Here is a 19,383-nt window from a genome sequence, read left to right on the forward strand (position 1 = left end):
CGCCGTGACAACGGCTGATGACCCCATTCCTTTCGGTGAACGGAAGGCGAAAGGACATCGCAACCGGACCGTGACCAGTCACTCTCCGAATTGGAATGGCGATGGATTGTCACCGGCGGCGCCCAATCCGGCCCTCCCGGAATGCCCCGCCGACATCGGCGAGCCATTGGACGCATATTCGACAGCGCGCGAACCCCCAGCCCCAGCGGGGTTTCGGGCGCTCCGGCGATCATGATCGACATGGCCGCGGGCGGGTGCCGGCGGCTCGACCAGGGACCCTTCGCGGGCGCCCCGAGCCGCCCACCGGCCCCCGTCAGGACACAAGAAAGTCACGCAATTCGGAGCCAAACCACTCAAGTCGCGCACTTCGCGATACCCTCCCTCGAACGTGATCTTCAGGCGTGGCGGTGCGGTGGCTACAGTCGTTCACCTGGCTCGCGAGTCCCGACCGACGGCCCCGCCGAAGCAACTTCCCCCGCGAGTTAAGGAGTGCCCATGCGGCAATCCCTCCGTCTTTCAGCACTGGTCGGTGCCTTCGCCCTGGTCCTGTCCGCCGCGGCGGGCTGCGGCGACTCCGACGACTCCGCCTCGGGCGGGCAGGGTCTGGAGAAGAGCACGATGACGGTGGCGGCCCTCCCGCTGGCCGACAACGTGGCGGTCTACATCGCCCAGAAGCAGAAGCTGTTCGAGGCCGAGGGCCTCAAGGTCGAGATCAAGCCCGTCCAGCAGAGCACCCAGGCCATCCCGGCGCTGATCAAGGGCGACGTGAACGTCATCGCCGGCGCCAACTACGTGTCCTTCCTGCAGGCCAACGAGAAGGGCACGCTGAAGCTCAGCGTCGTGGCCGAGGGCGCCACGCTGGCCTCGCACACCTTCGACCTGCTGGTCAAGTCCGACTCCAAGGTCAAGACGCCCAAGGACCTGGAGGGCAAGAAGGTCGCGGTCAACATCCTCAACAACATCCAGTCGCTGACGCTGGACGCGATCCTCAAGGCCAACAACGTCGACCCGGCCAAGATCGAGTACGTCCAGGTGCCCTTCCCGCAGATGGCGACCGCCCTGCAGAAGGGCCAGGTCGACGCGATCCACGCCGTCGAGCCCTTCACCTCCGACACCGAGAAGAAGCTCGGCGCGCGGGTGGCGGTCGACGGCGGCGCCGAGCCGGTGACCGACCTGCCGATCAGCGGCTACGTGAGCACCCAGGAGTTCACCCAGAAGAACCCGAAGACGGCCGCGGCGTTCCAGCGGGCCATCATCAAGGCGCAGAAGCTCGCGGCCGGTGACCGCAAGGTCGTCGAGCAGGCGCTGCCCACCTACACCAAGATCGACGCGAAGGTCGCCGGCGTCATCACGCTGCCGGGCTACCCGACCTCGCTGAACACCACCCGCATGCAGCGGACCGTGGACCTCATGCTGACGGCGGGCCTGCTCAAGCAGAAGCCCGACATGAAGTCCGTCCTGTTCCAGCCGACGTCCTGACGGCGAGCACTGATCCACCCATGGCACATCAGACGACGCCACCCCGTGGCCTCTCGCGTCCCGGCAAGTGGGCGCGGGGGGCCGCCGGGGTGGCGGTCCTCTTCCTGGCGAGCGAGCTGCTCGGTAGAGCCGGGATTGTGGACCGTTCCTATCTGCCGCCGGCCTCCAGCGTGACCGCGCGCGCGGTCGAGCTGTTCGGCGACTCCGGCTTCCTGTTCAACGTGCGCGTCACGCTCACCGCGTGGGCGCTCGGCATGCTCATCGCGATCGCGATCGCGGTCCCGCTCGGACTGCTGCTCGGCAGCGTCCCCGCGGTGAACACCGCGGTCCGGGCCATCGTGGAGTTCCTGCGCCCGATCCCGTCGGTCGCGCTCATCCCGCTGGCCGGGCTGCTGCTCGGCTCCGGCCTCGAGATGGAGGTGCCGCTCATCGTCTACGCCTCCAGCTGGCCGATCCTGTTCAACACCATGTACGGGCTGCACGACGTCGACCCCACGGCGAAGGAGACGCTGCGCACCTTCGGCTTCAGCCGCTGGCAGGTGCTGCTGAAGGTCTCGCTGCCGAGCGCCGCGCCGTTCATCGCGACCGGGGTGCGGCTCGCCGCGGCGATCGCGCTGATCCTCGCCGTCAGCACCGAGATCCTGTCCGGGTTCGGCGACGGACTCGGCATGTTCATCGCCCAGGCCGGCACGGTGCCGGACGGGAACACCGACGTGCTCGCCGGCACCGTGTGGGCCGGCTCCATCGGACTGATCATCAACATGGTGCTGGTGCAGGCCGAGAACCGCGCGTTCCGGTGGCACAAGGCCCAGGGGAGTGGTGCATCGTGACCGCCGCCGCCCTCACCGTGCGGGCCGCGCGCCCGCGCGGCACCGCGGGCCGGCTGGTCCGCGGCCTGCTGCACCGCGCGCTCCCGCTGGTGGTCCTCGTCGCCGGCTGGGAGGCCGCGACCCGGATCGCCGAGAGCCCGTTCTTCCCTCCCCCGTCCGACATCGTGGGCCGGATGCGGGAGATGTGGCTGTCCGGCCCGGCCTCGCACCTGTACCTCGGCGGGGACGCCGGCGGCTCCATCGCGCCGAGCCTGAGCCGGATGGCCGTCGCGCTGCTGCTGTCGGTCGTGGCCGGCGTCGTGCTCGGCATCGCCATCGGGCGGTCCGAGCGCGTGCTCGCCTACCTCGACCCGATCCTGCAGTTCGCGCGCGCGATCCCGCCGCCGACCGTGGTACCGGTCTTCATCGTGCTGTTCGACCTCGGCACGCAGATGCAGATCGCCTCGATCGTCTTCGGCGCGATCTGGCCCGTCCTGCTCAACACCGTGGACGGGGTCCGCAGCGTGGACAAGACGCAGGCGGCCACGGCCGAGGTGTTCCGGCTGTCCGGGATCGAGCGGATCCGGTTCCTCATCATCCCGGCCGCGCTGCCGAAGATCTTCGCCGGGCTGCGGCTGGCGCTGTCGCTCGGCCTCATCCTGATGGTCTTCTCCGAGCTGCTGCCGGGCACCTCCGACGGCCTCGGCTTCGAGCTGACGAACGCGCAGAGCCAGTCCGACCTGCCCACCATCTGGTCGGTGATCGTGCTGCTCGGCATCCTCGGCTACCTGTTCAACACCCTCCTGCTCGCGGTGGAGCGGCGGACGCTGCGCTGGCACCGCGGGGCGCGAAAGGCAGATGAATGACGACGGAACTCACGGTCCGGGACGCGGTGTTCGACTACTGCCGGCGGGTCGGGATGACGACCGTCTTCGGCAACCCCGGCTCCACCGAGCTGCGCATGCTCCGCGACTTCCCCGCGGACTTCGAGTACGTGCTCGGGCTGCAGGAGATCGTGGCGGTCGGCGCGGCGGCGGGCCACGCCATCGGCACCGGCAACGCCGCGCTGGTCAACCTGCACTCCGCCGGCGGGGTGGGCAACGCGCTCGGCGCGGTGTTCACCGCCCACCGCGACCGGGTGCCGCTCGTCATCATCGCGGGCCAGCAGACCCGCGCGATGCTGCCCACCCGCCCGTTCCTCGGCGCGGACGAGCCGGAGCAGTTCCCGCGCCCGTACGTGAAGTGGAGCCGGCAGCCCGCGCGCGCCGAGGACGTCCCGGCCGCGCTCGCCGAGGCGTACCGGACGGCCATGACGCACCCGCGCGGCCCGGTGTTCCTGTCGGTGCCCGAGGACGACTGGGACCGGCCGGCCGAGCCCGTCCCGCACCGCGAGATCCGGGGCGGCTTCGCCGCCGACCCCGCCGCGCTCGCCGAGGTGGCCGAGGCGCTGGACGGCGCCGAGCGGCCCGCCGTCATCGTCGGCTCGGGCGTCGAGGACGAGGACGCGCTGCCGCTCGTGGTCGACCTCGCCGAGCGCACCGGCGCGCCGGTGTGGATCAGCCCGCTGTCGGGCCGCTCCGGTTTCCCCGAGGACCACGCGCTCTTCCGGGGCTTCCTGCCGCCCGTCCGCGACCAGCTGGCCCGGCGCCTGGCGGAGTACGACGTCGTGCTGGTGCTCGGCGCGCCGGTGTTCAACTACCACGTGCACAGCGAGGGGCCGTTCCTGCCCGAGGGGACGCGGCTGTTCCACTTCGACTGCGACGCCGACCAGCTGGCGTGGGCCCCGGTCGGCGTGGGCGTCCTCACCACCCTGCGGGCAGGGATCACCGGCCTGCTCGAACGCGTCGCCAAGGCCGACCGGCCCGCGCCGGAGCCCAGGCCCCGGCTGGCCAAGCCGCAGGCGTCCGACCCGATGGACGCCGCACTCGTCATCGAGACGCTGCGGGAGCGGCTCCCCGAGGACGCCGTCATCGTGGAGGAGTGCCCGAGCCACCGGGACATGTTCCACGCGCGGCTCCCCGTCACGCGGCCCGGCGGGTTCTACACGATGGGCAGCGGATCGCTCGGCTGGAGCCTGCCCATGGCGGTCGGGCGCGCGCTGGCCGGATCCGGCGAGCGGATCGTCTGCGTCCTCGGCGACGGCGCGATCATGTACTCGGTGCAGGCGCTGTGGACGGCGGCGCAGCACCGGCTGCCGATGACGGTGATCGTCCTGAACAACGGCGGTTACGGCGCCGTCCGGGCGCTCGGCCGCCGGATCGGCATCGAGGACATCGTCGGCGCCGACGTCACCGGCATCGACTTCACCGCCGTGGCCCGGGGGCACGGCTGCGCGGGCCGGGCCGTCACGAGCGCCGCGGATCTGGACGCCGCGATGGCGGAGGCGCTCGGACACGATGGTCCGTTCCTTCTAGATGTGAGTGTCATGGCAGACAATTCCGCAATGTACGGGTCTACTCCTTAGCGAACCTCCATCACCCCCGGCACATTGGAGCACCCCCCATGTCCGTTCCCCTCCCCCGACGCACGGTGCTCGGCGGCGCGCTCGCCGCCGTGCTCGCCCTGTCCGCCGCGGCCTGCGGCGGTTCCGACGAGCCGAAGTCCGCCAACGGCCTGGAGCAGTCCGAGATCACGCTGGGCACGATGACCGTCGCCGACACCGCGCCGGTCCAGCTCGCCATCGACAAGGGCCTGTTCAAGGCCGAGGGCCTGTCCGTGAAGACGCAGGTCATCCAGGGCGGTGCGGCGGGCATCCCGCTGCTGAAGAGCGGCCGGCTGGACATCAGCTTCGGCAACTACGTCTCGCTCTTCACGGCCGGCACCAAGGACCCCGGCTTCAAGCCGCGGATCGTCGCGGAGGGGTTCCGGAGCGCGTCCAAGACCCACACGGTGATGGTGCGCGGCGACTCGCCGTACAAGACGATCAAGGATCTGGCCGGTAAGAAGATCGCCGTCAACACCAAGCGCAACATCAGCACGCTGCTCGTCCGGGCGGCCGGGACGCCGGTCGGCGCGCAGTTCGACGAGGACAAGGAGTTCGTCGAGGTGGCGCCGCCGGCGATGGAGCAGGCGCTGAAGTCCAAGAGCGTCGACGCCGTCCAGGCGATCGAGCCGTTCGGCACCCAGATGGCGGAGTCGATGGGCGCGCGGATGGTCGCCGACCTCGCCACCGGCGAGACCGCCGACCTCCCGATCGCCGGGTACGCGGCGACCGAGAAGTTCGTCAAGGAGAACCCGAAGACGGTCGCGGCCTTCCAGCGCGCCCTCCAGAAGGCGCAGGGCATGGCCGCCGACCGCAAGGTGGTCGAGGCCGTCCTGCCGACCTACGCCAAGGGCATCAACGCCAAGGTCGCCGCGTCGATGAGCATGGGGACCTACCCCACGTCGCTCGACACCGCCGCCCTGCAGCGCGTGGCCGACCTGATGGGCAAGTTCCAGTACGTGGACAAGCCCATCGACGTCAAGTCGTTCGTCGCGCAGACTCCATGAACCTCCGCCGTATCGTGCTCGGTGCCGCCGGGGCCGCCGGCGTGGCCGCCGTCATCGAGACCCTGAGCCGTACGGGTCTCGTCGACGCGACCGCGCTGCCCCCGGCGTCCACCATCCTGCGGGAGGCGGGGCGGCTGGCGGTGGACCGGGAGTTCCTGGTGGACGTCGCGGCCACGCTGCGGGCCTGGTTCGGCGGGCTCGCGCTGGCGGTGCTCGTGGCGGTGCCGCTGGGCGTGCTGCTCGGCTCGGTGCCGCCGCTCGGCACCGCCGCGCGGGCGCTGGTCGAGCTGATGCGGCCGATCCCGTCGGTCGCGCTGATCCCGCTCGCCATCATCCTGTTCGCGGATCCCACCCGGATGAAGATGTCGCTCATCTTCTACGCGTGCCTGTGGCCGATCCTCATCAACACCCTGTACGCCCTCCGCGACGTCGACCCGCTGGCCAAGGACAGCCTGCGCGCCTTCGGGTTCGGGACGCCGGCCGTCCTGTGGCGGGTGTCGCTGCCGAGCGCCGCGCCGTTCATCGCCACCGGCGTCCGGATCGCCGCGTCCGTCGCCCTCATCGTCGTGATCAGCACCGAGCTGTTCGCCGGCGGGGTCGACGGGGTGGGGATCTACCTGAGCGAGACCCAGTCCGGCGGCGGCCGCACCGACCTGCTGCTGGCCGGGGCGTGCTGGGCGGGCGTCCTCGGCCTGCTCGCCAACACGGGCCTGCTCGGCCTGCAGCGCGTCGCGTTCCGCTGGCACTCCGCCCGCGCGGAGGCCGCCGCATGAGCGCCGCGAGCACCGGAGCGCAGGCGGTCCGTCCCGCGCGCGGGACGGGCGGGGCCGTGCGGGCGGCGCGCGGGTTCGCCGAGCGCGCCTGGCTCGTCGTCCTCGCCGCCGTCCTGTGGGAGGCCGTCACCCGGGTGGTCGAGGAGACCTACTTCCCGCCGCCCACGACGATCGCCAGGGCGCTGCGCGAGCTGTGGTTCGGCGGCCCGGCGTCCCACCTGTTCCTCACCGACAAGGCGATGGACGACTTCGCCACGAGCCTGACCCACCTGTTCATCGGGTGGGCCGCCGCCGGCGCCGCCGGGGTCGCGGTCGGCGCGGCCATCGGGCGCTCGGCGGTCCTCAACGACCTGCTGAACCCCGTGCTGGAGTTCCTGCGGGCCGTACCGCCGCCGACGCTGGTGCCGTTCTTCATCATGGTGTTCCAGCTCGGCGCGACCATGCAGGTCGTCACGATCGCCTTCGGCGTGGTGTGGCCGGTACTCCTCAACACCGCCGAGGGCGTCCGCACGGTGGAGCCGCTGCAACTGGAGACGGCCCGCGTGTTCGGCGTCGGGCGCGGCCGCCGGCTGCTGACGGTCATCCTGCCGGCGGCGGCCCCCAAGATCTTCGCCGGGCTGCGGGTGGCGCTGTCGTTCGCGCTGATCCTCATGGTGCTGTCCGAGCTGTTCGGCAGCACCGCGGGCATCGGCTCCGAGCTCATCGGCGCCCAGCGGTCCTTCGAGCTGCCGCGGATGTGGGCGGCGATCGTGATGCTCGGCATCCTCGGGCTCCTCTTCAACGCCCTCTTCATGCTGCTGGAACGGCGCCTGCTGGCCTGGCACACGGGTGCGCGGAGGCTCGAAGGCTGATGCCCGCGCCCCGGCGAACCGCACTGGAAAAGACACAGAAAAGGCCCTTGTGATGCTTCAGATAACCGGCCTCACCCACTCCTACGCCGACGGGCACCTGGCGCTCGACGGCCTCGACCTCACCGTCCCGGACGGCGAGCTGCTCAGCATCGTCGGGCCGTCCGGCTGCGGCAAGTCCACGCTGCTGCGCTGCATCGCCGGGCTGATCAGCCCGTCCGGCGGGACGCTCACCCTGGACGGCGCGCCCATCAACGGCGTGCCCGACGACCTCGCCGTGGTCTTCCAGGACTACAGCCGGTCGCTGTTCCCCTGGCTGACCGTCCGCGACAACGTGGCGCTGCCGCTGCGCCGGCGCGGGATGGCCCGCGCCGAGCGGCGCGCCGCCGCGGACCGGGCGCTGGAGTCGGTGGGCCTGCCGGACGCGGGGCGCAAGTACCCGTGGCAGCTGTCCGGCGGCATGCAGCAGCGCGTGTCGATCGCGCGGGCCCTGGCGTACCGCCCGTCGCTGATGCTGATGGACGAGCCGTTCGGGTCCGTGGACGCCCAGACCCGCGAGGACCTGGAGGACCTCGTCCTCCAGGTGCACCGGACCGAGAAGATGACGATCCTGCTGGTCACCCACGACATCGACGAGAGCGTCTACGTCGGCGACCGCGTCGTGGTGCTGAACCGGGCCCCCGCGCGGGTGCACGCCGACCTGCGGGTCGAACTGCCGTCGTCGCGCGACCAGATCGAGACGCGGGGGCTGCCGGAGTTCGTCCGGCTGCGCGCCGAGGTGGGCCGGCTGGTCCGCGGCGGCGCGAAGGTGCCGGGGGCCGCCCCCGCCGCCGTGCCCGCGGCGCCGGGCGGGCCGGAACCGGACGCCGGCTCCGGAACGGCGGCCGGACAGGGCACGATGACCAAGGCGGAGCGGGGCGGCAAGCCCGCACGGTGACGATGGAAGGGGATCGATGCGCGTACTCGTCGCGGGGGCCGGGATCGGCGGGCTCACCACCGCGCTGAGCCTGCACGAGGCGGGCATCGAGGCGCTCGTCGTCGACCCGGCCGCCCGGCTGGCGCCGCTCGGCGTCGGCATCAACCTGCTCCCGCACGCCGTCCGGGAGCTGACCGAGCTGGGTCTCGGCGGCGCGCTCGCCGAGCTCGGCGTGCCCACCGGGGAGATGGTGCACTTCGACCGGCACGGCGGCCGGATCTGGGGGGAGCCGCGCGGCCGGGCGCTCGGCTACGACTGGCCGCAGTACTCCCTGCACCGCGGCGAGCTCCAGATGGCGCTGCTGGACGCGGTGCTCGCGCGCCTCGGGAAGCGGTCCGTCCGGACCGGCACCGCGCTCGACGGCTTCGAGCAGGACGGGGCGGGGGTGCGGGCGCGGCTGCTCGACCGCGCGTCCGGCACCGCCGAGACCGTCGCGGCGGACGTGCTGGTCGGCGCGGACGGGCTCTACTCCGCGGTCCGCCGCGGGCTCTACCCGGACGAGCCCCCGCCGCTGTGGAACGGCATCCGCATGTGGCGCGGCCTCACCGAGGGCGAGCCGTTCCTCACCGGGCGGACGCTGGCCGTCGCGGGCAGCAACACCGCGGCCAAGCTCGTCGTCTACCCCATCTCGATGCGGGCGGAGCGGCGCGGCCGGGCGCTGCTGAACTGGGTCGCCGAGGTGAAGATCGCCGGCGACCGGGCGGCCGGCGCCGCCGACTGGAACCGGACCGGGCGGCTCGCCGACGTGCTCCCCCACTTCGCGGACTGGCGGTTCCCCTGGCTGGACGTCCCGGCGATGCTGGCGGGCGCGGCGGAGATCCTGGAGTACCCGATGGTCGACCGCGACCCGCTCGACCGGTGGACGCACGGCCGGGTCACGCTGCTCGGCGACGCGGCCCACCCGATGTACCCGATCGGCTCCAACGGCGGGTCGCAGGCCGTCCTGGACGCCCGCGTCCTGGCGCACGAGCTGGCCCGGTCGGCCGACCCCGCCGAGGGGCTGCTCGGCTACGAGCGGGAGCGCCGCGAGAAGGCCAACGCGATCGTCCTGGCCTGCCGGGACATGCCGGCCGACCGCGTCCTGCACACCGTGAGCGAGCGGGCGCCGCACGGGTTCGAGCGGATCGAGGACGTGCTGTCCCCCGCGGAGCTGGACGCGATCACCAATGCCTACCGCCGGACGTCGTTCTCCGACGCGGAGGCGCTCAACGCGCGCCCGTCGTACTCGCCGGCGGGCTGACGGCGGCCAGCCGGGCGTCCATGGCGCGGGCCGCGCGGTCGTAGTAGGCGGGCTCGTCGTAGAGCAGGGCGTGGGCCGCGCCGGTGCGGCAGAGGGCCTCCAGCTCGAACGCGAGCTGCGGGACGTCGGTGGCGGCGTCCAGCTCGCCGCGGTCGCGCGCCTCGGCGAGGCAGCGCTCCAGGAAGGCGCTCCAGTCGCGCTGTGACGCCGCGATGGCGTCGCGGACGCGGCCGGGGCGGGCGTCGAACTCGGCCATCGTCGAGTGGAAGAAGCAGCCGCCGGGGAAGACGGGCTCGCTCTGGTAGCGCTGCCAGGCGTCCAGGAGCGCGCGGACGCGGGCCATGCCCCCGGGCGCGGCCAGGGCGGGCTTGACCACGTGCTCGCGGAACAGCTTCACCGCCTTGGCGACGGTGGCGAGCTGGAGCTCCTCCTTGGAGCCGAAGTGGGTGAACACCCCGCTCTTGCTGATCCGCAGCTCGGTCGCGAGCCGGCCGATCGACACGCCCTCCAGCCCTTCCGCCGAGGCGATGTCGGCGGCCCGGCAGAGGATCTCGTTGCGGGTCTGCTCGCCCTTCAGCAGCCGTCCGTCCGTCGTCACCCGATAAATCTGCACGACCGTTCGTGCAAAGTCAAGGCGCCCACCCTCTTGACGGCGGGGGTCCGGACAGAAGAGTGTACGACCGTTCGTTTATTTTTCTTGGGAGGACCCCCATGACCGCCGACACCATCGCGGCGCCGCCCCGCGCCGCCGGCACGCGGCGGGACGTGCCCTGGCTGGCCGCCGGGGCCACGTTCCTGGCCATGCTGGACGCCACCGTGGCGAACCTGGCCGTCCCCGACCTGCACGCCGACTTCCCGGGCAGCTCGCTGACCGGCCTGACCTGGGTGATCACCCTGTACGCGACGCTGTTCGCGGCGCTGCTCGCCCCCGCCGGCCGGCTCGCCGACCTGGTCGGCCGGCGGGCGCTCTACCTGTGGGGCACCGGGCTGTTCACGCTGGCCTCGCTGGCCTGCGCGCTGGCGCCGAACGTGCCCGTGCTGCTGGCGACGCGCGGCGTGCAGGGCGCCGCGGCCGCCGCGCTGATCCCCGCGTCCCTCGCCCTGCTGCTGCACGACACCCCCGCCGGCCGGCGCGCGGGCGCCATCGGGCTGTGGAGCGCGGCGGGCGCGTTCGCCGCCGCGATCGGCCCCGGCCTCGGCGGCGTGCTGGTCGACCAGTTCGGCTGGCGGTCGCTGTTCGTCATCAACCTGCCGGTCGGCCTGGCGATGCTGCTCGGCGGGCTGCGGCTGCCGCGCGCCGCGCACGGCGGCGGGCGGCTGCCCGACCTCGCCGGGACGGTGCTGCTCGGCACCGGCATCGGCGGCGTCGCGCTCGGCGTGACGCAGACACAGGACTGGTCGTGGACGGATGCCCGCACCCTCGCGCTGCTGCTCGGCGGCGCGGCGCTCGTCGGGCTGGCGCTGCACCGGTCCGCCCGGCACCCGGTGCCCGCGCTGGAGATCTCGCTGTGGCGCAACCGGCGGTTCGCCGCGGCGAACGCCGCGTCCTTCCTCTACGGGACGGCCCTGTACTCGTGGCTGCTGCTCGGCGTGCTGTACCTGACCTCCGCGTGGGACTACTCGATCCTCAAGGCGGGCTTCGCCTCCACGCCCGGCGCGTTCACGGCCACCGCCGCGGCGATCCTGATGGGCCGCCTCACCGCCCGCATCGGCGTCCTGCCCGCGGTGGTCGGCGGCGCGTCCATCATGGTCGCGGCGGGTGTCTGGGCGGTCGTGTCGCTGCCGGCCGACCCGCACTTCCTCACCTTCTGGCTGCCCGTCGGCCTCCTCGTCGGAACCGGCATGGGGATGCTCACCACCGGCACCGCCTCGGCCGCCGCGCTGTCGGCCGGCCCGCTGCGGTTCGCCGGCGCCACCGGCCTCAACACCACGGCGCGGCAGCTCGGCGGCGCGCTCGGCATCGCCGTCCTCGCCGCCCTGCTGCCCGCGCGGGCGGTTCACGACGACTACACCGCCGTCTACCTGTTCTGCACGCTGGCCGCCGCCGGCGCGGGCCTCGCGGGCCTGCTGCTGACCGTCGCGAGCGGCGCCCCTGAGAAGGAGACGTCATGACCGAGACCACCCTGTCCGAATGGACCGGCCCCGCCGTCCTGCCCGCCGCCGAGGCCGCCGCGCTGCTGGCCGGCGCACCGTGGACGCGGATGGTCACGATCGGCGACAGCGTCGCCGAGGGCGTCCGCGAGCCCGTGCCCGGCTACCGCGACCTGTCGTGGACCGACCGCGTCGAGGAGGCGCTGGGCGCGGCGGCACCGGGGTTCACCGCGCTCAACCTCGGCCGCCGCGACCTGGTCGCCGCGGAGGTCCGCGCCGCGCAGCTCGAACCGGCGCTGGCGTTCGGGCCCGACCTGGCGTTCGTGGTCGCCGGAGGCAACGACATGCTGCGTCCCGAGTTCGACGTGGACGGGGTGCGGCGCGAGCTGGCCGCGATGGTCTCCGCGTTCCGCGCCGCGGGGGCGGACGTCGTCACGATCGGGCTGCTGGACATCACCGCCGCTGGCCTCGGCCCGGCCCGCTATCGCGAGGCCATCTCGGCCCGCACGCGCCGACTGGCGGCGCTGACCGCCGATGTCGCCGCCGAGCTGGGCGCCTGCCACGTGCACAACCCGCCGGACCACCCGGTCGCCGCCGACCCCGGGATCTACAGCTCCGACCAGCTGCACCTCAACGCGCGGGGGCACGCGTTCGCCGCGGCGAACACGATCCGGGCGCTGGCGGCTCACTTGGCGTCGGCGTAGCGGCCGACCACGGCGATCTCCATCGGGAACACCACGGGGGTGTCGCCGAACAGCAGCCGGCGCGCCTCCTCCGCAGCCGCGTGCACCGCCTCGGCCACCTCCCCGGCCAGCCCGGCGGGCGTGTGCACGATGACCTCGTCATGCTGGAAGAACACCAGCCGGGGAGCCCCCGTGCTGGAGGACGTGCTGGAGGACGCGCCGTTGGACGCGCCGGAGGACGCGGCGCCGAGGGCGGTGAGGCGGCGGCGGAGGGAGCCGAGCAGCGCGAGCGCCCAGTCGGCGGCCGTGGCCTGGACGACGAAGTTGCGGGTGAACCGGCCCCGGCTGCGCAGCGCCTGCGCCGCCGTGCCCCGCCCGCCCGCCGGCTCCTCGCCGTCGCCCGCCGCGGTCAGCTCCCGCCATCCGGCGGACGGGGGCGGGCAGGTGCGGCCGAGCCGGGACCGGACGAGCCGCCCCCGCTCCCCCGCCCGCGCCGCCGCCTCCACGTACTCGAACGCGTCGGGGAACCGGCGCCTGAGGACGCCGAGCAGCTGCACCGCCTCGCCCGTCCCGCCGCCGTACATGGCCGACAGCAGCGCGAGCTTGGCCTTGCCGCGGGCGGTGAGACCGCCGTCGCCGTCGTCGTGGAAGGCGTCGGACAGGGCCGCGTAGAGGTCGCCGTGCGCGGCGGCCTCGGCGAACGCGCGGTCGCCGGCGAGGGCGGCGAGCACGCGGGGTTCGAGCTGGGCGGCGTCCGCGACGACCAGCGACCAGCCGGGGTCGGCGACGACGGCCCGGCGCAGGACGCGCGGGATCTGCAGCGCGCCGCCGCCGCTCGTCGCCCACCGCCCCGACACCACGCCGCCGACCACGTACTCGGGGCGGAACCGGCCGTCCTTCACCCAGGTGTCGAGCCACGCCCAGCCGTGCGCGGTGTACAGGCGCGCCAGCTCCTTGTACTCCAGCAGCAGCGGGACGGCCGGGTGGTCGAGCCGCTTCAGCACGTGCGCGCGGGTGGACGCGATCGGCAGCCCCGCGTTCGCGAACGCCTTGACGATCTGCGCCGGGGAGTCGGGGTTGACGTGCGGGTGGGAGCCGGAGGACGCGCCGAAGGCGGCGCTGATGCGGTCGGCGAGCTCCTGCAGCCTGCGGGGGCGCAGCCCGCCGGTGGGGCGCGGCCCGAGCAGCTCGGTGAGCAGCGCGTCGTGCTCCTCGGCCGACCAGGGCAGCCCGTCGTGCCGCATCTCGGCCGCGACCAGCGAGCCCGCCGACTCGGCCGCCGCGAGCAGCGCGAAGCCGTCCAGCGCGGCGATGGCGCGCTGCTGCGCGGCCTGCACCGCGACGACCTGCGCGATGTCGTCGGCGGGCGCGTCCCCGCCCGGCGCCCCGCCGAGCGGCTCGCCGCCGAACGCGGCGTCGTCGAACAGCGACGCCTGCGGGGGCGGCTCGCCGGGGGGCGGCGGGTCCGGCGGGACGGGCTCGCCGCGCAGCCGGGCCCACGCCGCCCGCACCGAGCGCGGCTCCCCGTACCGCCCGGCATGGCCGAGCAGCAGGCTCTCCACCAGTTCGAGGTCGTGGCAGCGGGCCACCCGCACGCCCGCCGCGAGCAGCCGCGGGTAGAGCCGCGCGGTGGACGGCCACACCCAGCGCGGCGCGGCGGCCCGCTCCTGGTCGGCGATGGCCGCGACGAGGTCCGGGACGTCGCGCGGCGGTGCGGCGGGCGTCCCGTCCTCGCCGAGCGTCCGCAGCGTCCCCCCGCCGCCGGCTCCGGCGGCGACCGCGATCCTCACCCGCTCATTGTGCTCGCCCCCACCGACAGAACCGCACACGCGAAGACCCCTCCGCGACGGGTGCGCACGGAGGGGTCTTCGTGAAGCCTCACCTGGACGGCCAGGGCCGTAGCCGCCCGGGTTCCGGACGGGCTAGGCGACCAGCGAGACCTGCTGGCCCGCCGGGGTGTCGCCGTAGCGGTCGACGACCTTGTTCAGCTGGATCTGGTAGTACAGCACGCCGAAGCCGAAGATGCCGAGCAGGAAGCCCATGCCCCCGCTGCAGCTCGGCTGGAGGCCGGCGGCGCGCTGGGCCTGCGCGATGCGGCCGCCGAGCTTGACGAACACCACCAGCGGCCAGATGCCGAGCGTGACGGCGCCGAACAGCATGGACAGCAGCGCGCCGGTCGCGGCGTTGTCGATGCGGCGGTCGTACTGGTGCAGCTCGTCGTGCACCTTGAAGAACCAGACCAGGCCGTAGATGCCGAAGGTGATCATGGGCAGTCCGAGCCAGGCTCCGACCGGGTTGCGGCGCTTCATGTTGACGCCGGCGGCGACGGCGGCGGGCGCGCCGCCCTGCTGCGCCGGTGCGGGCGCGTAGCCGCCCTGGTAGGCCTGCTGCTGGCCCTGGCCCTGCTGGGGGTAACTCATCGAGTTCGCTCTTCCTGTGGGACGCGGTCGTTTTCCGGCCGACCGTCCGTTACCGTTCACCCGTAGGCTGAGCCCAAGACTGTAACGGCATCGGGCCACGTCGCGGGGATGAAACGCCGACTTTGGCCAGTTTGCGGGCGACTTCTCCGGATACTCGGGCCGCCTCCGGGCGCCCCGCGCCGCCTCCGGGCGTGCGGCCACCGTCGGGCGTCCGGGCTAACGCAGCGGGATCGTCACCTCGTCCTCGCACGGCGGGTCCGCCTCCTGGTCGCCGCAGCCCGTCGCCGCGTAGCAGCGGATGCGCAGCCGCGACTCCGTCACGTCCAGGCGCAGGAAGCTCTTGAAGAACGGCGGCCTGTCCCAGTCGGCGAGCTCGGAGCGGAAGCGCTGCGGGAGCCGGTGCACCGGGAGCCGCAGGAACCCGGGGCGCCGGCGGCCGCCGCGCGGGACGCCGAGGACGGCCGCGACGAAGCGCGCGCGGCGCGGCGGTCGCTCCTCCCCCGCCGCCTTGTAGCCGCGGCCCGGCCTGATGCCGAGCCGGTACCGGACGGCGGCGGTGGCCTCCTCCGGGGTGAGCTCGAACAGCTTCGGCAGCCGCAGCCACCGCCCGTAGAGCTTGCTGTAGCGGGAGAGGGAGTCGCCGCGCAGCGGGTAGCAGCGGAACTCGTTCTCCTCGACCACGTGCGTGCGCGGGATCGTGTGGGTGGCGTGCATGAACGCGCCGCCGCCCCCCGACACGATGTACTGGATCGTGCGGCCGTCGCCGGTCCGCAGCGGGTAGCGCTGGTAGTTGTGGATGTCGCCGCCGATCGCGGCCACGTAGTGGTGGGCCGGGTCGCGGACGATCTCGTCGACCGTCCCGCCGCCCTCGATCTCCCCCGGCCGGTGGTCGTCGTCCACGTACAGCGGCTTGCCGGTCACCAGCAGCTTCGGCTTCGGGCCGCCGGAGACCTCGCGCAGCCAGCGGCCCTGGTCGCGGTCCAGGACGCCGGTGATGCCGGTGTCGATGCCGATGATGCGCAGCGACGGCGTGTCGATCGCCCAGTACGGCCCCGGCTGGACGGCGTGCTGGCCGGGTGCGCCCCGGTGCTCGCGGCGCGCCTCCGCGAGCGCGGCGGCGTCGACGTCGCCGGGGCGCCGCCACAGCAGCCGCGGGATGAACCCCAGCACGCCGCGCCAGGGCGGCGGCGCGCAGTCGGCGTCCAGGCCGCAGAAGACGTGCAGGAAGCCGCGCAGGCCGTCGTACCAGTCGTGGTTGCCGGGGACGGCGTAGATCGGCGCCGGGTAGTCCCGGTAGGGGCGGAAGAACTTGTCCCGGTACTGCGCGCTGTCCCCGGCCGGGTAGATCACGTCACTGGCGATGATCATGAAGTCGGTGCCCGCGGCGGCGCGCAGCAGCGGGGGCACGACCGCGTACTGCGAGCGGTCGCCCTCGCCGGTGTCGCCGAGCAGCGCGAACGAGAACTCCGGGGAGGAGCGGTGCACGGTGAACGCGGCCGGGGTGCCGCGCTCGCGCAGCGCGGCGACGCAGCGCCGGCGGATCGCGTTGGACGGGTCGCCGAACAGCTTCGCCAGCACGTCGTTGCGGGACCGCCACAGCACCGAGGGGCGCCGCCAGGAGAAGTCGGGGACGCGCTCGGGCAGCAGCTCGCCGAAGGTGCCGGGGCTTCCGCAGACCCACCCCGCGCCCGCCTCGGATGTACGCGAGTTGTCGGGCATGGGGGAATCCTCGGACACGAAACGCCTCCGGAAGCGGTGAGGGGATCCTCACAGCCTGTCCGGAGGCGGTCGCGCCGTCAAGCAGACGCGCGCGTGCGCGTGGTGGACGCCGGCGCCACCCCCAAGGACGCCGGCGCCACCACGTCGGGGGCGTCCGCGAACACCATGAGTCCCCCCAGAACGGCGAGCGTGCAGTCGCCTCTCATGATGCCTCCAGCGGACGGCCCCAAGGTCCCGAAAGCGGGACGTAACTGACGCTATACGGAGAGCCGTAATGCGGGCGTAAACCGCCCCAAACAGCGGGCAAAACCTCAGGGCGCCAGCACGCGCAGCGCCCCCGGCAGGACCCGGGCGGTCACCGGCAGCACCCCGGGCAGCTCGCCGTCCGCCCCGTACGGCAGCCGGCGGCCGGGTTTCCCGGCCAGCTCGATCCGCACCTCCCGGCCGCGCATGACCTCCACCTCGGGGCGCCGCACGTGCGAGCCGTCCGCCAGCTCCCGCATCACCGCGAAGAACAGCGTCCGCGGCGCCTTCCGGATGACGACGACGTCGAGCAGGCCGTCGTCGACCCGCGCGTCCGGGGCGATGTGCTTGCCGAACCCGTAGTAGCCGGAGTTCGCCGCGACGACCGTGTAGCCCTCGCGGCGGTGCTCCGCGCCGTCCACGGTGATCAGGTAGTCGGCGTGCCGCCAGGTCAGGACCGCGCGCAGCGCCCCGACGTAGTAGGCGGCGGAGCCGCGCAGGAGCCGGGTCCGGTTGGCGTTGTCGTTGGCGATCGCGTCGATGCCCGCGTAGACGCTGCCGAGGACGGGCGTGCCGTTGGCCTCGACGGCGTCCACCGCGCGCGGCTCGCCCTCCAGCAGCAGCGGGGCGAGTTCCTCCGCGTCCGCCGGCACGCCGAGCTGCCGCGCGAAGTCGTTGCCGCGCCCGGCCGGGACGATGCCGAGGACCGCGTCCGTGCCGGCCAGGGCGCCGCCGACGCAGCCGACCATGCCGTCGCCGCCGACGCCGAGGACGACGCGGCCCGCCTCCGCCGCGGCGCGCGCGACGTCGGCGGCGTGCTCCATGCCGCGGCTGTACTCCACGTCGAGCTCGGCGCCCGCCTCGCGGAGCAGCCGGCCGAGCGGGATGAGGCAGGAGGCGGAGGCCGAGCCGCCCGCCGCCGGGTTGACGATCGCGGTGAAGGCGCGCATGGCGGTCACGCTCCCGGCGCCGGCGGGACGAGGACGCCCGGATTGAGGACGCCGGCCGGATCGACCCGTTCCTTGACGGCGCGCAGGACGGCCGCGCCGAGCGGCCCGATCTCCCTGGCGTACCAGTCGCGGTGGTCGGTGCCGACGCCGTGGTGGTGGCTGATCGTGCCGCCCGCGTCCGCGATCGCGTCGTTGGCCGCGCGTTTCGCGCGCGCCCAGTGCTCGACGGGCTCCTTCCCCTGCGCCGACACGACGGTGAAGTAGAGGGACGCGCCAGAGGGGTAGACGTGCGAGATGTGGCACATGATGAGCGGCGGCGTCCCCGCCCCGGACAGCGTCCCGATGAGGGCTGCCCGGACGGCCTCGTACAGCTTCGGGACGTCCGACCAGAACGCGGCGGTCTCCAGCGTCTCGGCGAACGCGCCCGCGTCCAGCAGCGAGTCGCGCAGGTAGGGCGCGTTGAACCGGCCGTGCTCCCACTTCTCGCCCGGCCCGGCGCCGAGCGGCTCGCCGCCCGCGTCGCGGAGCACCCGCGCCGCGCCCGCCCGCCGCGCGGCCACGTCCGCCTCGGTGCCCTCGAACCCGGCCACGGCGAGGCAGCCGGCCGACGACGACCCGCTTCCGCCCGTCGCCCCGATCGCGGAGGGGTCGGCCAGGCCGACCATGGTCTCGGTCTCGTCCGACAGGCGCAGCACGGTGGGCAGCGGGCCGTCCTGGGCGAGCCCGCGGAGCGCGGCGGCGCCCGCGTCGAACGAGGCGAACCGCCAGCCCTCGTACTCGCGGGCCTGCGGGACGGGCCGGATCCGCACCGTCACCGAGGTGATCACGCCGAGCGCGCCCTCCGAGCCGAGGACGAGCTGCCGCAGGTCGGGCCCGGCGGCCGACTTGGGGGCGCGGCCGAGGTCGAGCGCGCCCTCGGGGGTGGCCACGGTCAGCCCGACCACCATGTCGTCGAAGCGCCCGTACCCGGCGGACGCCTGGCCGCTCGACCGGGCCGCCGCGAACCCGCCGATCGTCGCCCACTCGAACGACTGCGGGAAGTGCCCGAGCGTGAAGCCGCGCTCGGCGAGCAGCGCCTCGGCGGCCGGGGCGCGCAGGCCCGGCTGGAGGACGGCGGTGCGGGACACCTCGTCGATCTCGACGAGGCGGTCCATCCGGCGCAGGTCCACGGCGATGAACGCGTCCACGCCCTGGGGCGCCAGGCCCCCGACGACGGAGGTCCCGCCGCCGAAGGGGACCACCGCGATCCGCCGCGCCGCGCACTCGCGGAGCACCGCGAGCACCTCGTCGTGCGAGCCGGGCAGGACGACGGCGTCCGGGGCGGCCGAGGTCTCGCCGGCGCGGATGCGCAGCAGGTCGGGGGTCGACTTGCCGCGCGTGTGCCGGATCCGCGCCTCGGCGTCGGCGCGGACGTTGCCGTCCCCGACGATCGCGGCGAGGGCGGTCAGGTCCGCTCCCGGCAGCCGGGGGTCGGCGACCTTCAGCTCCCGCAGCGCGGGGGGCGCGGCGGCGGCGGGCCGCACGCCGAGCAGGTCGCGCAGCAGCCCGGCCGTCCCCTCGGGAAGCGGCGCGGCCTTGGCCGGATCCCCCCAGCCGCTCCACAGCATGTCCCGCGTCTCCGCGCCGCCTCTCCCCATGCCGCCTCCTCGTCGTCCGCCCGTCC

At 74.0% G+C, this 19,383-nt stretch carries 17 protein-coding genes; 11 read left to right on the plus strand and 6 right to left on the minus strand.

Going from position 1 to position 19,383, the window contains the following annotated elements:
* Nucleotides 1-495: 495 nt before the first annotated feature.
* The 9 genes from CHF16_RS12380 (at nt 496) to CHF16_RS12420 (ending at nt 9,614) form a co-directional block, all read left to right on the plus strand.
* A complete protein-coding gene (locus CHF16_RS12380; RefSeq protein WP_089326132.1) occupies nt 496-1,479 on the plus strand; it encodes an ABC transporter substrate-binding protein in 984 nt (327 codons plus the stop codon).
* A gap of 137 nt (nt 1,480-1,616) precedes the next feature.
* Nucleotides 1,617-2,309: an ABC transporter permease gene (locus CHF16_RS12385; RefSeq protein ID WP_245868408.1), complete on the plus strand. Its 693-nt coding sequence runs from the start codon at nt 1,617-1,619 to the stop codon at nt 2,307-2,309.
* Entirely contained in the window at nt 2,306-3,154 is an 849-nt protein-coding gene (locus tag CHF16_RS12390) for an ABC transporter permease (protein WP_245868409.1), read from the plus strand. The genes CHF16_RS12385 and CHF16_RS12390 overlap by 4 nt, the downstream gene beginning before the upstream one ends.
* Nucleotides 3,151-4,752, plus strand: coding sequence for a benzoylformate decarboxylase (gene mdlC, locus CHF16_RS12395; protein WP_089326134.1), 1,602 nt, complete (start codon nt 3,151-3,153; stop codon nt 4,750-4,752). Before CHF16_RS12390 ends, mdlC begins: the two co-directional genes overlap by 4 nt.
* A gap of 38 nt (nt 4,753-4,790) precedes the next feature.
* Nucleotides 4,791-5,777: an ABC transporter substrate-binding protein gene (locus CHF16_RS12400; RefSeq protein WP_089326135.1), complete on the plus strand. Its 987-nt coding sequence runs from the start codon at nt 4,791-4,793 to the stop codon at nt 5,775-5,777.
* Nucleotides 5,774-6,550, plus strand: a complete 777-nt coding sequence (locus CHF16_RS12405; RefSeq protein ID WP_089326136.1) for an ABC transporter permease — start codon at nt 5,774-5,776, stop codon at nt 6,548-6,550. Before CHF16_RS12400 ends, CHF16_RS12405 begins: the two co-directional genes overlap by 4 nt.
* Nucleotides 6,547-7,401, plus strand: a complete 855-nt coding sequence (locus CHF16_RS12410; protein ID WP_089326137.1) for an ABC transporter permease — start codon at nt 6,547-6,549, stop codon at nt 7,399-7,401. Before CHF16_RS12405 ends, CHF16_RS12410 begins: the two co-directional genes overlap by 4 nt.
* A gap of 52 nt (nt 7,402-7,453) precedes the next feature.
* Nucleotides 7,454-8,335, plus strand: a complete 882-nt coding sequence (locus tag CHF16_RS12415; protein WP_089326138.1) for an ABC transporter ATP-binding protein — start codon at nt 7,454-7,456, stop codon at nt 8,333-8,335.
* Nucleotides 8,336-8,351: 16 nt separating this feature from the next.
* Entirely contained in the window at nt 8,352-9,614 is a 1,263-nt protein-coding gene (locus CHF16_RS12420; RefSeq protein WP_089326139.1) for a flavin-dependent oxidoreductase, read from the plus strand.
* Here CHF16_RS12420 and CHF16_RS12425 read toward each other — a convergent pair.
* Nucleotides 9,580-10,212 (minus strand): TetR/AcrR family transcriptional regulator, encoded by a 633-nt coding sequence (locus CHF16_RS12425; protein ID WP_218826637.1) that lies wholly within the window; start codon nt 10,210-10,212, stop codon nt 9,580-9,582. The genes CHF16_RS12420 and CHF16_RS12425 overlap by 35 nt on opposite strands.
* Nucleotides 10,213-10,325: 113 nt before the next feature.
* On the opposite strand from CHF16_RS12425, the gene CHF16_RS12430 reads away from it, so the two are divergent.
* Together CHF16_RS12430 and CHF16_RS12435 are read left to right on the plus strand one after the other, a co-directional pair.
* Nucleotides 10,326-11,726, plus strand: a complete 1,401-nt coding sequence (locus tag CHF16_RS12430; RefSeq protein ID WP_089326140.1) for an MFS transporter — start codon at nt 10,326-10,328, stop codon at nt 11,724-11,726.
* A complete protein-coding gene (locus CHF16_RS12435) occupies nt 11,723-12,409 on the plus strand; it encodes an SGNH/GDSL hydrolase family protein (RefSeq protein WP_089326141.1) in 687 nt (228 codons plus the stop codon). The genes CHF16_RS12430 and CHF16_RS12435 overlap by 4 nt, the downstream gene beginning before the upstream one ends.
* Here CHF16_RS12435 and CHF16_RS12440 read toward each other — a convergent pair.
* From CHF16_RS12440 to CHF16_RS12460, 5 genes are all read right to left on the minus strand, one after another.
* Nucleotides 12,391-14,178: a bifunctional 3'-5' exonuclease/DNA polymerase gene (locus tag CHF16_RS12440; protein ID WP_089326142.1), complete on the minus strand. Its 1,788-nt coding sequence runs from the start codon at nt 14,176-14,178 to the stop codon at nt 12,391-12,393. The genes CHF16_RS12435 and CHF16_RS12440 overlap by 19 nt on opposite strands.
* A 132-nt stretch (nt 14,179-14,310) precedes the next feature.
* The gene (locus CHF16_RS12445) at nt 14,311-14,808 is read right to left on the minus strand and encodes a DUF4234 domain-containing protein (RefSeq protein WP_089326143.1); all 498 of its coding nucleotides are present in this window, start codon (nt 14,806-14,808) and stop codon (nt 14,311-14,313) included.
* 216 nt (nt 14,809-15,024) lie between these two features.
* A complete protein-coding gene (locus CHF16_RS12450; protein ID WP_089326144.1) occupies nt 15,025-16,527 on the minus strand; it encodes a metallophosphoesterase family protein in 1,503 nt (500 codons plus the stop codon).
* Nucleotides 16,528-16,838: 311 nt separating this feature from the next.
* A complete protein-coding gene (locus CHF16_RS12455; RefSeq protein WP_089326145.1) occupies nt 16,839-17,720 on the minus strand; it encodes a diacylglycerol/lipid kinase family protein in 882 nt (293 codons plus the stop codon).
* 5 nt (nt 17,721-17,725) lie between these two features.
* Entirely contained in the window at nt 17,726-19,357 is a 1,632-nt protein-coding gene (locus tag CHF16_RS12460; protein ID WP_425427491.1) for an FAD-binding oxidoreductase, read from the minus strand.
* Nucleotides 19,358-19,383 lie beyond the last annotated feature (26 nt).

The sequence above is a fragment of the Actinomadura meyerae genome, assembly GCF_900188445.1.
Classification (GTDB): Bacteria; Actinomycetota; Actinomycetes; order Streptosporangiales; family Streptosporangiaceae; genus Spirillospora; species Spirillospora meyerae.

What these genes read in the sequence shown, in the direction of transcription:
- CHF16_RS12455 (WP_089326145.1), bottom strand. Translation starts at nt 17,720, where the DNA reads ATGCGCGCCTTCACCGCGATCGTCAACCCGGCGGCGGGCGGCTCGGCC.
- CHF16_RS12410 (WP_089326137.1), top strand. Translation starts at nt 6,547, where the DNA reads ATGAGCGCCGCGAGCACCGGAGCGCAGGCGGTCCGTCCCGCGCGCGGG.
- mdlC (WP_089326134.1), top strand. Translation starts at nt 3,151, where the DNA reads ATGACGACGGAACTCACGGTCCGGGACGCGGTGTTCGACTACTGCCGG.
- CHF16_RS12450 (WP_089326144.1), bottom strand. Translation starts at nt 16,527, where the DNA reads ATGCCCGACAACTCGCGTACATCCGAGGCGGGCGCGGGGTGGGTCTGC.
- CHF16_RS12445 (WP_089326143.1), bottom strand. Translation starts at nt 14,808, where the DNA reads ATGAGTTACCCCCAGCAGGGCCAGGGCCAGCAGCAGGCCTACCAGGGC.
- CHF16_RS12380 (WP_089326132.1), top strand. Translation starts at nt 496, where the DNA reads ATGCGGCAATCCCTCCGTCTTTCAGCACTGGTCGGTGCCTTCGCCCTG.
- CHF16_RS12430 (WP_089326140.1), top strand. Translation starts at nt 10,326, where the DNA reads ATGACCGCCGACACCATCGCGGCGCCGCCCCGCGCCGCCGGCACGCGG.
- CHF16_RS12405 (WP_089326136.1), top strand. Translation starts at nt 5,774, where the DNA reads ATGAACCTCCGCCGTATCGTGCTCGGTGCCGCCGGGGCCGCCGGCGTG.
- CHF16_RS12435 (WP_089326141.1), top strand. Translation starts at nt 11,723, where the DNA reads ATGACCGAGACCACCCTGTCCGAATGGACCGGCCCCGCCGTCCTGCCC.
- CHF16_RS12415 (WP_089326138.1), top strand. Translation starts at nt 7,454, where the DNA reads ATGCTTCAGATAACCGGCCTCACCCACTCCTACGCCGACGGGCACCTG.
- CHF16_RS12420 (WP_089326139.1), top strand. Translation starts at nt 8,352, where the DNA reads ATGCGCGTACTCGTCGCGGGGGCCGGGATCGGCGGGCTCACCACCGCG.
- CHF16_RS12400 (WP_089326135.1), top strand. Translation starts at nt 4,791, where the DNA reads ATGTCCGTTCCCCTCCCCCGACGCACGGTGCTCGGCGGCGCGCTCGCC.
- CHF16_RS12460 (WP_425427491.1), bottom strand. Translation starts at nt 19,357, where the DNA reads ATGGGGAGAGGCGGCGCGGAGACGCGGGACATGCTGTGGAGCGGCTGG.